Genomic DNA, 12,509 nt, shown 5'->3' with positions numbered 1-12,509 from the left:
CTAACCCACCATGATTAAACTTGTTATCACATAAAGAATTAAGGTTAAGGCACCGCCGGTCAAAGCATATGGCATTTGTGTGCGCACGTGTTCAAGCAGATCACAGCCTGAAGCAATCGAAGAGACTGCCGTTGTGTCGGAGATTGGCGAGCAGTGATCGCCAAATACCCCGCCGCCCAGAATGGCGCCAATGACCAGTGATGGCGGAAGACCCAGTTGCTGAATTAAGGGCACGCCAATCGGAATCAGAATGGCGAAGGTCCCCCAGGATGTACCGGTGGTGAATGACATAATACCACCGGCTAAGAACAACATGGGAACAATCAAAAACAACGGTAAGTACTCACCAACTATGCCGGCTACAAAAATCCCCGTTCCCAGTACTTTTAAGCTGCTACCGAGTGTCAGTGAAAGTAATACTATGGTTACCAGGGGCAGCAATTCACCCATGCCTTTAAAGCCAACGTCTACCGCTTCGTGGTGAGTAAACCGTTTGGAAAATACCAGCATCAGATACGCCACAGCCGTGGCCAGAATGGTTGCATACAGTACCGACTTACTGCCGCTGCCCTGGGACAGCACACCATTGCCGGTCCACAGCATAAACCCCACCATGCTCACTACCATGGTTAAAATAGGGATTACCATATAACCGGGTTTCGTTGCTGCGGCTGCTGAGAACTGTTGCTGATTGCTCTCGAGTTGTTGTTCAGCTTTAGCCATGGGGCCATGGACTTTGTCGGCAAAGACGGTATAAGCGGCAATAAGCAGGGCGATGATGGCATAAAAATTAAAAAACACTGAACCCCACAGGATACTGGCCGAAGAAGCGGGCAATTCGTAGGTATCCAACATGCCAAGTACGAAAGCGCCCCAGCCGTTGAGCAATATAAGAATACATATGGGAGCACTGGTACTGTCGATAAGGTACGCCAGTCGGGCCCGGCTCATGCCAAACTTATCGAATAGCCCGCGGGCAAATATACCGGCAGTCAGCACACTTAGATTAGACTCGATGAAAACGACAATCCCGGTGAGCATGGTCAGTCCGCCTACCTGACGACGGCTTTTGGCGACGCCACGCTTGGTCAGCCAATCAACCGTAGCGGTAACCCCGCCTGAATCCCGGATATAAGCCAGCAATGCGCCCACCAGTACGCTGAATAATAATATCCGGGTATTGCCGGCACTGGTGGCTACCTCTACCACCCTTTCGATAGACGTGATGGGGGCGAGCAAAAGACTGTCTGTACCAGCGGAGAGAAGGATCAGTGCCTCAGCACTGAGAACCGCCATCAGCAGTGCCATAATGACCTCTTTCTTCCAGAAAACGATCACGATGGCGATAACTGGTGGAATGATGGAAACCCAATCCATACGAATGAACCCTTGTTGTTTTTATGCCGTTATTTTAGTTGGCCTGTTTGTTCAGAATTGCTTCATAGACCAGTGAAACGATGCTGCCGTAGCGACCGGTTTCAAATTGCTTACCGGTAAATTGCAGTTTTTCCTCGTCTTCTTCCACAATGGGCGAATGGCGCGCGTTGGTCAAGAGGATGACGGCCAAATCAAGGGCTGGGTCGATAACGGTTGCCGTGCCTGTCCACCCGGTGTGACCAAATGCCAGATCGCTGGCGTACGGGCCAAAGTGCCAGCGATTGGCGCCGTTCGCTGCCCGGCGCCAGCCGAGTCCATAGTGCCAGAAACGGTTATCCGGTTTGGTAAAGGCATTTATCACGTTGCTGTCGAACAAATGCGTTTCGCCATAACCACCGCCATTTAACAGCATCTGTGCCATGACGGCGAGTTCATCAGCAGTCGAGAAGAGTCCGGCGTGGCCGGACACGCCCTGCATGGCATAGAAGGCTTTTTCGTCGTGAACTTCTCCCTGTAGGGTATACTCACGGATGTTCGGGAATGTAATCCGGCCGTCGCGGGTATTACCACGCAGTTCGGTGGCGGCAAACTCGCCTTTATGGTGGCCCTTCTGAAGCGGGTTGAACAGGGTATTATTGAGGCCCAGCGGCTGATACAGCCATTCTTCGCAATAGCTGTCCAGCGGCATACCGGTAATACGTTCAACAATCAGGCCCAGTAACATAAAGTTGATATCACTGTAGGTTGCATTAAGCCCGTTGCTGATTTCAAAAGGAGCCTGAGTGATCAGCAGCTCACTGGTTCTTTGTCTGGACTGGGAATAAAAGCGCTCGCCCAGCGGGTTTTGTGGATCGTAAAAAGCAATGCTTGGCGAGTAGCCGGACTGATGAGACAGCAGATCGCTGACCCGCCGTGCCTCACGTCCCGCACCCTGATATTCCGGCAGGTAATGTTTAATGGGCTGCGTAACGTCGAGCTGACCGGTTTCCACCAGGTGCATAAGTGCCAGCGTGGTGGCAAACATCTTGGTATTGGAGGCCAGATCGAAAATGGTGTCGGTACGCATGGGTTGTGGATTGGCCAGCGGTTGACCGTTTTCGTCGTAGCGCTTCTGGTAACCATAGGCTGTGCGCTTAATAATTTCGCCGTTTTTGACTATCAGTAACACAGCGCCCGGGAAGCCTTCAGCCACTTCTTTATTGATTAGCTCGTCTACCGCGGTAAAGTGGCTTTGGTATGCTTGGATATTGTCTTTTAATTCAGGGTAGGGCACCTGAATATGTAACTGTGCTTCGACGGGTTCTATGTTGCTGACGGCCAGGGCATTGATGCCCGTTCGCGTGCGGCGTGCCAGGGAATAACGATAAGTATTATTAGCCGTAAACTTATCATCCAGCGACAGTACTTCGCCGTTAACCGACACGGTAGCCGACGCTGGCTGGTTACTCTCAATAATCAGCTCTCCGCGGCCGGCGTAGCTTTTAAACGCGAAGCGGTCTTTCACAAAAGCCCGTTTCGAGGGGGAATGATCCGGCAATACTGCGTCTACCTGACCACGTCGAACCGTCGGCAACTCACTTTCGGCGGTGGCAATGGCGAGCTCACGTTCTTTTTCATAACGGGTCAGCAGTGCATCTTTTTGGTCAGGAAAATACTTATCAAGTAAAGCAAATACGGCGGCGGTTGTGCGGCTGTCAGGTTCGCCACTTACATGCCAGGGCAGGAAGTGCATCTGAAATGCGGAAATTGCATTGAGCGTACTGGTATCGGCGATGCCGGTTTCAATTACCCCGTAACCATAAGCGCGCAGCGCACTTTGTAATAAACCGATACTGGCTGGTTGCTCATTGAATGTTTTCCAGTAGTCAGCCAGCGTGTCATTATCGTACCAGGCACCAACGCCCGCCTGATATAACTCAAACCAGGGAAAGCGAGGGCCAGGATCGTTTTTACGGTCAAAGGCAATATCAGAATGACCGACCACCGCAGTAGGTTCAATATCCGGGTGTCTGGCAATAATATCTTTTACCAGTTCGATAACCACTTCGATTTGCGCCGGATCGTAATCCGGGAAAAAACACAACCGGTTAGAGCCGTGTTCAGCCAAAGAGGGCGCCATATCACCATCACGTTCACATTCCGGCACATTAACAATTTCTATACCAATGGAGTGATCGTTTAAGCCGGTGCGCCCCTGCCAATAACTCTTACCGGCGTGCCAGGCACGCATATTTTCATCGACTAACTGAATTATTCTTGGCTTGCCGTCAGGATCGCTCGGGTCATTAGACTCCGGAATAAGGTAATGGGAGCTTAATCCGCCTTCATTTACCAGCGCAGTGACTGACCTGGCATAATTAATCGCCGTAAAGTGCAGTACCAGTGACTTTACTCGCTCCCCATAGTTGGCCGATGGCATCTCAATCACCCGGCGGCTACTACAGCTAATTACAAGCAGTGCACAAAGTGTCCATAATAACGCACCGCGAAAACTTCGGCTGGTCACAGCAATTCCTCTATATTGATCAGTGGTTGGTCAGGCGTCCGGCTGCAGCGCAGACGGTAGTATAGCTCAAACTACCATACTCGAATGACTTGTGCATAATAAAATATTCCTTATGTTTGGTTCGTATTTCAACCGTTCATTGATTACCTGAATAGCTATAATCTTCGGTGGTGGAGGCGTTTTTCTCTGCCTTTGGTAACGGTGATAATAGTCCTGAAGCACTAATCCCAGATAAATAAACAAAGAGTTAAAATGTCCGCTTGGAATAATTTATTTCTCATGCTCGCTGAGGTAAGCTTGATGGATAACGTTGATGTATTTATTAAGGGCTCTGATAGTGATGCGTACTAAGGCCATATTGGGAAGTTTGCTGGGATTGTTAATCGTGGGCTGCTCTGGCGGACAGGATACCGAGTTTATGTTGGGTCAGAAGCTGATGCTGGATATGCGTTACTACTGTGCCGATGGCACGCCCGCTGAGCGTTGCAAAACGCCCGTTACCACTTTGAGGCCCGAATTTGCTGATATTATTCGCCAGGGCCACATCGGCGGAGTGATTCTATTCGCTGAAAACCTCGAAAACACTCAGCAAATTATCGAGCTGAATTATGCCATTCAACAACTGGCGAAAGAGGCGGGCCTGCCGCCGCTGTTCATTGCTATCGATCAGGAGGGAGGCAGAGTCGCGCGATTACCCGATGAAGTGGCGACGCGTTATGTAGGCAATATGGCGATTGGCGCAACCTACCCGTTATATAACACCACCTTTGCCGAACGAGTCAATACAGGGATTGCCAAAAGTATTGGTTTGCTTGGGTTTAATGTGAATTTTGCCCCCACCGTAGATGTGAACGTGAACGCTGAAAACCCCGTGATAAACGTCAGGTCCTATGGCGAAGATCCGCGCATGGTAGCGGAACTGGGAGCGGCGGCAGTTGCTGCGTTGCAAGGCGAGAACATTCTTAGCGCCCTGAAACATTTCCCTGGCCATGGTGACACGCACACCGACAGTCATACCGGCCTGCCACGAGTGGACCATGATTTGGCAACGGTGGAAGCGGTTGATTTACTGCCTTTTCAACATGCCATCGAACAGGAGCAGGCACCAGCGATGATTATGACTGCGCATATTCAGTATCCCTTGCTCGACGATACCCGTTTTACCGCACTGGACGGCGAAGAAACCCTGGTACCGGCAACGCTCTCACATAAAATTCTGACGGGTCTGTTACGCAATAAAATGGGGTATCAGGGAATCATAGTTACCGATGCGTTGGATATGGCCGGTATCGCGCACTATGTTGACCACAAAAATGCGGTGATTAAAACTTTTAATGCCGGAGCTGACATAGCACTGATGCCCTATGCAGTGCGTAACCCGCAAAGCATCAGGCGGTTCTGGGAATTATACCAACAGTGGAACCAGGCTATTGCCAGCGGGACAATTGACCGCCAGCAAACAGAGCTGTCAGTAAAACGTATTTTGCAGGCTAAGCAACAATTTCAGCTCAATGATTTTATTCAGCAACCTTTGGCCGAACGAATAAAAACAGCGGCTGATGTGTTGCCAATGGAAGCGAACCAGCGCACCGAAAAGGCGCTGGCCAGTGCGGCACTAACCCAGGTGTATAATCGTGATGTACTGCCGCTAAGAGGTAGTCAGTATATGGTGGTGATGCCCGATACTGTGCGGTGTATGGCAATGACCGCGGCGCTCTTAAAACTACAACCAGAATTGCAACTTAGCTGTGTGGCGCTAACAGACATTGATCCTGAAGCTGCTTTACCAGCGCTTAGCGGGGCGGATGCTGTGATTATTGGCGATATTACACCGCAGCACAGTCTGGCCGAAATGGGGGGGATGGCTGACCTGACCACATGGCGTAACCGACCCGATAAGAATACTCAGGACGCCTGGGTGCGGCGTTTGTTGGTCAGTGCTGGTGAGCAGTCGGTTAAAACCGTGTTTGTGGCGCTCAGGGCACCCTATAGTATTTCGGACTACCGCCATCTTGCTAGCGCTGCGGTAGCAACATTCGGCTATAACGTAACCGTATCAGAAGCCGATAATAAGGAAGCAGCGCAGGCACATGGTGCAGTATTTACTGCGTTGGCCGAGGGGTTACTCGGGCGCTCACTAATGTCGGGTAAATCACCCGTTACCATCGACCAATAAGGAATTACCGTGCCGCGCATAAGCGCTCTGGATGCCCTGCGGGGAGTGGCAATAATCGCTATGGTACTGGTCAATAATCCGGGCTCCTGGCAGGCTGTTTATGCACCGCTGAAACATGCTGCGTGGCATGGTTTGACCCCGACAGACGTGATCTTCCCGGGGTTTATCTTTGTGATGGGAATCACCATTGCAGTCCATTTGCCTAAGGAGCTGACCGGCCTCAACAGTCGGGTGGCCGTAATCAGAAGTACCACCCGCCGCGCCATCATACTTATTCTGCTGGGCTGGGGGTTATATCTGTGTTGGTACAATACGGGCAGTCCCGGATACAATTGGGTTGAGGAGCGTCTGCTCTCCCTGCGTTTTGCTGGCGTTCTGCCCCGACTCGGTGTGGTTTACTGGCTTACCGTTATGCTTATTCTCACCGTATCCTGGCGCTGGATTGGCGTGCTGGCTACAGTGCTGTTGGCGGGCTACTGGGGAGCGATGGAATGGGTCCCTTATGTTGACGCTGGCGGCGTGATTTATAACGGCCAGTGGGATTTTGGCAATAGTCTGGCAGCCTACCTCGATCACCACCTGCTTGGAGCAGACCACGTTTATTACGCTGATGCGACCCCATTTGCCTTTGATCCGGAGGGGATCCTGTCAACCCTTCCAGCGGTAGTGACCTGCCTGAGTGGCGTCTGGGTCGGGCGATACGTACTGGTGCAACACGGCTGTCCGAATAAACTGATGATGCTGGCACTCGCCGGCATTTGTGCCGGTTATGGACTGGCGGTAATTAATCCAATAAATAAGGCTCTCTGGTCGCCCACTTATGTCATGGTCACCAGTGGTATTTTAACCATTCTGTTTTGGCTAAGTATCCTGTACGAGCGTAAAGCTGGCCCTTTGTCCAAAGGGCATCCCTTGCTGGTTGCCGGGACCAACAGCATCGCCTTTTTTATGCTGTCTGGTATGCTGGCCAGAGCACTGCTTATAGTAAGAGTTGATGGTGTATCTTTAAAAGGGCATGCCTGGCAACTGGCACAAGCGCTGCCTCTGCCCCCGCAACTGGCCTCTTTGTTGCTGGCAATAGTCTTTTTAATTCTGTGCTATTACCCGATTAAGTTTATGTATAATAATGGTTTTTTCTGGCGTATTTAAGTGCTGGTAAGTCCACATCAGGACATCGCCAGTGTAATAATTACGCCCACATCGTAAACGTAAATACAGGGAAAGACGTTGCGCTATCTGTTCATTTTCATGCTGACTGTGTGTCTGTATGGGGCCGTTTTTCCGGCCCGCAGCGAAGCACCATTCAATCTGGCTGTTACGGTTGACTGGAAACCCTACCTGTACATTAACCAACACGGAGAGCCAGACGGCGAAGATTTACGCCTACTGCGGCGCACACTGCAACGGTTAGGCTACGAGCTGAATGCGCAGCGACTACCTGAGCAACGACTGGCTATGGAACTTGAACAGGGAGAGATAGATGTAATCCTCGGGGCGGCCTATACGCAGGCCCGAGAAGCAAAGAACTTTTACTCCATGGCATATCGCAAAGAGACCATCGTATTCGGTTTCAGGTTTTCCCGTAATCCTTATTTCAGTGAAGTGAATGTCAGTACTTTATTGCAACAAAACTTTCTGGTTTCAGTGAATAAAAGTGGTTGGTTTGGAGAAGACTTTCAACGCAACGCGCTCGATGTTTACGACCGCAATCTGATCCACGCAGAGGGCACATTAAGACGTATGCAATTGCTCAATATGGGTCGAGTGGAGGCAGTGGTAGGCGACCAAAAAGTACTCGAAGCGGCGGCACAAGAACTGGGTATTGACGACTTTAAGATAGCTAAACAGGTGATACATGAAACCCGGGTGCATTTTCTGTTCAGTCGCAACCGGGTTGATGAGGCCTTTATGCAGCGTTTCAATCAGGCCCTCGGGGCTGAGCTTACCAAGCTGACCTTTTAGAGGTTTATGATCGTGCCGTTCAATACTGCCCGCTGTTTGCCTTCATTGTCCTGCATTATCCAGAACGCATCTGCACCGGGATACAAGCTGGAATATGCCAGCGGCGCAGACAAACATAACACTGGCAGACCACTCTGATTGTCGAGCAAGGATAACTCGCCCTCAAAAGCGCAAAAGCCCTGTTTTAACAGTGCCAGATAGTCTGTTTCAGTTAATACCATCGGCTTGTCGAGCCGAAGCGTTTTTCGTGGCAATACCGTCGTCTGGAAAGCGCTGATATTAGTAAACCCAGCCTGACCCGACAGGTCGCCGATATGTTGAACCGTGGCACGACCCTGTTTATCCCTGTTCACGCTGATATCAGCTACGTATTCGTGCCCGCAACAAGACTGCGCAACCTGGGAAAATTTAATATCCACCAGGCCATCCTCGACATTATCCGGAATACGGTAATAGTCCGCCAGGGATTTCTGTTGGTACAAGTTCCCTAATAAGGCCTCGAGGGCACTTTGCAAGCCAATCACATTCATCTTTCTGGCCACCTGACGGTGAGGATCATCAGGGTGGGCACCGGATTCAATTAAAATAGTACTGGCGCCGGTACCGGCGATGTTGTCACCAAAGGAGCGCAATGAATAGGTATCATCGTAGCGGCCTATGTGACAAGGCAGCCAGTGGCTGATGGTATCTGCCATACAGGCAATCAGTTGTTTTGCCCGCAAACGGGGGGCATCAACATGTTTATCCGGATGAAATGCAGGCGCAAGAAAGGCGATGGTTGCCGGGTAAGCGGTTGAGCCGGCCGAATAATACGGGTTTTGATCGTGCAGGTTAAAGGCAACATCGGGTTTCAGGGTTTGCACCTGTTGCCACAACAACTGGCCCTCTGGCGTTTGCAGGTGTTTGGCATCACGGTTGATATCGATCCCTTGTTCATTTACCCGCGTACGTCGCTCAGCGCCATCCGGGTTTAGCATCGGGATCACATGTAAGGTAACCAGGGAAGTCCAGTTGCTACCTAATGCCAGTGTATTGCTGGAGGTATTCAGATGTAAGAGCTTTAGCCAGTCCAGCACAGCCGCGGTGGCAGTAGGCTCGTCACCATGCATCTGTGTCCAGGCCAGAATTACCAGCGGCCCATTTCCCATGCTAAGGCGCTCAATAGACTTGCCGGAACAACTGTATCCGATAGTTTGCCTGCTGAGTGTGGGGAATTGCGTTAATTCATCGAGTACTGGCTGAATATCCTTATGCTGCAGGTGAGCTTTATCCAGCGATGTAAAATGATGTGAGTCCCACAGGCTGGAGGTTGCCTGCGCGGGCGCATGGGGATGGGCAGCTTTCATAAATTACGGTAACCTTACAAACAGTTAAACGCGTAGAGCGCCGAAAACTCTATTTAAAGAGATTTTGATATTCTTATCAACTGGTTTATATTTGAATAAAAAATTCTTTTGTTATTTTTGTTGTTGGTTTCTTTGCTTAGTAACCGACGCCGACAACCGGGAACAAGCACATGTCAGCTTTTGTTAAAATTAAAGCCATAAAGCATTCACTGTCGAGCAGTGAGTCAAAACTGGCGACTTTTACGCTGGATTCACCCAACGCGGTGCGGGACTTATCGTCCCAGGAGCTGGCCAATGTGGTGGGTGTGAGTCAGTCCAGTGTTGTTAAGTTTGCTCAAAAGCTTGGCTATAAGGGGTATCCGGCGTTTAAACTGGCGGTGATTGATGCGCTGAACCGGGAAACCCCCAATACCCAGCTACACGGCAAAATAACCCTTAACGACGGCTTTGAACAAATGGCCGATAAGTTGTTGAGCAGTAAAATTAGTGTGCTTAATGAAACCCGCAATCTGAATGAGTTGGTTGAGTTCGAAAAAGCCGTAGAGATCATTAAAAACGCTAAACGGATCCTGATTTGTGGCGTGGGTGGCTCAGCTCTGGTGAGTAAGGACTTTTCGTTCAAATTGCAAAAGCTGGGCATGATGGCGATAGCCGAGGCCGACGGGCACGTTCAGCTGGCATTGGCTGCCACTTTTAACGAGAATGATGTGGTCGTGGCGATTTCTGAGTCTGGCGCGACGCGGGAGATTGTCAACGTGGTGAATCAGGCCAGGGACAATCATGCCAAGGTCATTTCTATTACCAAATACGGCGCTACGCCGGTGTCGGAGCCAGCCGACGTGCAGCTTTATTCTGTGGCTGAAGAAGCCTCGGCGCGGTTGTCTTCGATTCTGGCCAGAACGGCTCAGGAACTGATTATCGATATGTTGTTTATTGCCCTTACTCAGGCTTCCCGCCCGGGCCGCAAGCTGCTGGAGAAAACCAACGAGATTGTTTCTCAGTTTCGCCGTGGTGGGTCAGGCGTGCCGGGAAGTTAGCGACTCAATACTTACTGCGGGTAAAGCAAATAAGGCTGACGCTGCGCTTTAAACGCTGTTAGCCCAGGTTGCCATGACGCTCTGATTGAAGCCGGGTCGAGGCCTTCTGCCAGTTGTTTACGTAATTTATCGGTACCACTTAACAGGTCAAAAAAGTCGGGCCGGTCAATAAATGTCTGCTGGCGCTTAAGAAACTGCTGATAAACCGCATGGAATAATTCAATATCAAAGCCATGAATGGCACTGTCGCGCAAATCCCGGCCAAACAGTAATTCCCCCTCAAGTTTTGGGTTAGGGGCACTTTCCGGCATGGATTGTGGTGTAAAGGTAAAGTTACCCAGCTTTATCTCATGATGGCCAATGATCTGAAATGGCCAGTTTGTACCTCTGCCTACACTGACTACCGTGGCCTCAAATAAACACAGTGACGGATATAAGCGTATAGCATCCCTGTTTGGCAAATTCGGGCTGGGAGCGACCGGTAATGTATACTCGGTTGCTTTGGTGTATCCGGAAACGGGAATGACCGTCAGACTAAGCTGTTTTGCCTGGTTTACCCAGCCTTCTCCCTGGATCATCAGCGCCAGTTCACCTACCGTCAGCCCGTGCAGTAATGGCAGCGGATCAAGGCCTACAAATGAGCTGAATTCAGCTTCACGTAGTGGGCCATCAACGAAGCGCCCATTTGGGTTGGGCCGATCCAGCACAATGACCGCAATATTCTGCTCAGCAGCAGCCTCGAGAATGTAGTGCAAGGTACTGATGTAAGTATAAAAACGCGCACCAACATCCTGAATGTCGAACACCAGCACATCAATGTCCTGCAGCATTTCCGGGGCGGGCTTTTTAAATTTGCCATACAGCGAGCGAATTGGCAGGCCGGTTTTCGTATCTATGCCGTCGGTAACTTTTTCTCCGGCGCCCAGCTTGCCTCTGAAACCATGCTCCGGAGCAAAGACTGTTTGTACCGCTACATTGCGGCTTAACAGAAAATCTACCAGATGGGTTTGTTCTACCCGGCTCGTTTGGTTAACTACCAGGCCAACTTGTTTGCCGTCCAGTAGCGGCAGGTAACGTGTTGGTTGCTCGGCGCCGACCTTTAATGAAGTGCTGTGCGCTGTTGCCGTGGTAAGCAACAGCAGAAAAAGTGTCAGTAACCTGATCATGGCTAAGAATGTGACTGCACAGCACGGCGTAAGAAACCGCCATTATCAGCCAACTGCGCTTCTGCCTCTGTGGCATTCTGGCCGGTCAGAATCATCAGAATGGCCAGCTTAGCCCGGTTATTTGCTGCCTGCAGTGCCGTATCGGCTTCTTTCTCGCTGCAGTCGGTGGCCTGCATTACAATGCGCGTAGCGCGCGCTTTTAATTTTTGGTTGCTGGCGTTGACGTCCACCATTAAATTCTCATAGGTTTTACCCAGTCTTATCATACTGGCCGTGCTGAGCATGTTGAGGATTAGTTTTTGTGCGGTACCAGACTTCATGCGGGTAGAGCCGGTGATACACTCGGCACCAACCACTGCACAAATACCGATGGCCGCGACATGCATCATGGGCGACTCAGGGTTACAGGTTACTGTAATGGTGGCTGCGTTAAGTGAGTTGGCGTATTGCATCGCTTCTATCACATAAGGGGTGCGCCCACTGGCAGATAAGCCAACCAGAACGTCTTTGGCAGAAAAGTTGATAGCTTTTAAATCTTCAACACCCTTCACGGTGTCGTCTTCGGCACCTTCCACCGCATGTTTTATAGCCTTGTCACCACCGGCGATAATGCCAATAACCATTGATTCAGGCACACTGAAGGTAGGGCGACATTCTACCGCATCGAGAATACCGAGACGGCCGCTGGTCCCTGCACCCATATAAATTAACCGGCCTCCGGCTTGTATGCGCGGGACAATGGCATCCACTGCTTTAGCGATATGAGGTATTGTCTTGCGAACAGCGTCAGCAACCCCGGCATCTTCCTGATTGATTTTTTCCAGAATCTCGATGGTCGGCAGCACATCAATATCCATAGTATGAGGGTTACGGCCCTCAGAAATAATTCTGTTCAGTTGTTCAAGCAATGTTGCTGACTGTTTATTTGTTATGTGCATA

General features: G+C 50.5%; 9 protein-coding genes. 4 read left to right on the top strand and 5 right to left on the bottom strand.

Translation table 11 applies throughout. The features are described 5' to 3' along the window. Both AC2T0J_RS04735 and pbp4b read right to left on the bottom strand, forming a co-directional pair. The gene (locus AC2T0J_RS04735) at nucleotides 1–1,377 is read right to left on the bottom strand and encodes a Na+/H+ antiporter NhaC family protein (RefSeq protein ID WP_489809016.1); all 1,377 of its coding nucleotides are present in this window, start codon (nucleotides 1,375–1,377) and stop codon (nucleotides 1–3) included. A 34-nt stretch (nucleotides 1,378–1,411) separates the two neighbouring features. Continuing rightward, nucleotides 1,412–3,883, bottom strand: a complete 2,472-nt coding sequence (gene pbp4b / locus AC2T0J_RS04730; protein WP_489809015.1) for a penicillin binding protein PBP4B — start codon at nucleotides 3,881–3,883, stop codon at nucleotides 1,412–1,414. Nucleotides 3,884–4,196: 313 nt separating this feature from the next. Between pbp4b and AC2T0J_RS04725 the strand changes: the two genes are divergently transcribed. From AC2T0J_RS04725 to AC2T0J_RS04715, 3 genes are all read left to right on the top strand, one after another. Next, a complete protein-coding gene (locus AC2T0J_RS04725) occupies nucleotides 4,197–6,059 on the top strand; it encodes a glycoside hydrolase family 3 protein (RefSeq protein WP_489809014.1) in 1,863 nt (620 codons plus the stop codon). Between the two features lie 9 nt (nucleotides 6,060–6,068). Beyond that, entirely contained in the window at nucleotides 6,069–7,208 is a 1,140-nt protein-coding gene (locus AC2T0J_RS04720) for an acyltransferase family protein (protein WP_489809013.1), read from the top strand. Between the two features lie 78 nt (nucleotides 7,209–7,286). Next, nucleotides 7,287–8,021 (top strand): substrate-binding periplasmic protein, encoded by a 735-nt coding sequence (locus tag AC2T0J_RS04715; protein WP_489809012.1) that lies wholly within the window; start codon nucleotides 7,287–7,289, stop codon nucleotides 8,019–8,021. Here the strand turns inward: AC2T0J_RS04715 and AC2T0J_RS04710 are convergent. Further along, nucleotides 8,018–9,367, bottom strand: coding sequence for a M14 family zinc carboxypeptidase (locus AC2T0J_RS04710; protein WP_489809011.1), 1,350 nt, complete (start codon nucleotides 9,365–9,367; stop codon nucleotides 8,018–8,020). The genes AC2T0J_RS04715 and AC2T0J_RS04710 overlap by 4 nt on opposite strands. Before the next feature lie 170 nt (nucleotides 9,368–9,537). Between AC2T0J_RS04710 and AC2T0J_RS04705 the strand changes: the two genes are divergently transcribed. Further along, nucleotides 9,538–10,404: a MurR/RpiR family transcriptional regulator gene (locus AC2T0J_RS04705; protein WP_489809010.1), complete on the top strand. Its 867-nt coding sequence runs from the start codon at nucleotides 9,538–9,540 to the stop codon at nucleotides 10,402–10,404. Between the two features lie 11 nt (nucleotides 10,405–10,415). On the opposite strand, the gene AC2T0J_RS04700 is transcribed toward AC2T0J_RS04705, so the two are convergent. Both AC2T0J_RS04700 and murQ read right to left on the bottom strand, forming a co-directional pair. Then, on the bottom strand, nucleotides 10,416–11,570 hold the full coding sequence (locus AC2T0J_RS04700) for an exo-beta-N-acetylmuramidase NamZ family protein (RefSeq protein ID WP_489809009.1): 1,155 nt from the start codon (nucleotides 11,568–11,570) through the stop codon (nucleotides 10,416–10,418). Between the two features lie 2 nt (nucleotides 11,571–11,572). Further along, nucleotides 11,573–12,508, bottom strand: coding sequence for an N-acetylmuramic acid 6-phosphate etherase (murQ, locus tag AC2T0J_RS04695; protein ID WP_489809008.1), 936 nt, complete (start codon nucleotides 12,506–12,508; stop codon nucleotides 11,573–11,575). Nucleotide 12,509: the final 1 nt, after the last annotated feature.

The sequence above is a fragment of the Alteromonas sp. ISO5 genome (assembly GCF_058105165.1).
The sequence above is the reverse complement of the archived record's forward strand: the minus strand, read 5'-3'. Positions and strand labels throughout refer to the sequence as shown.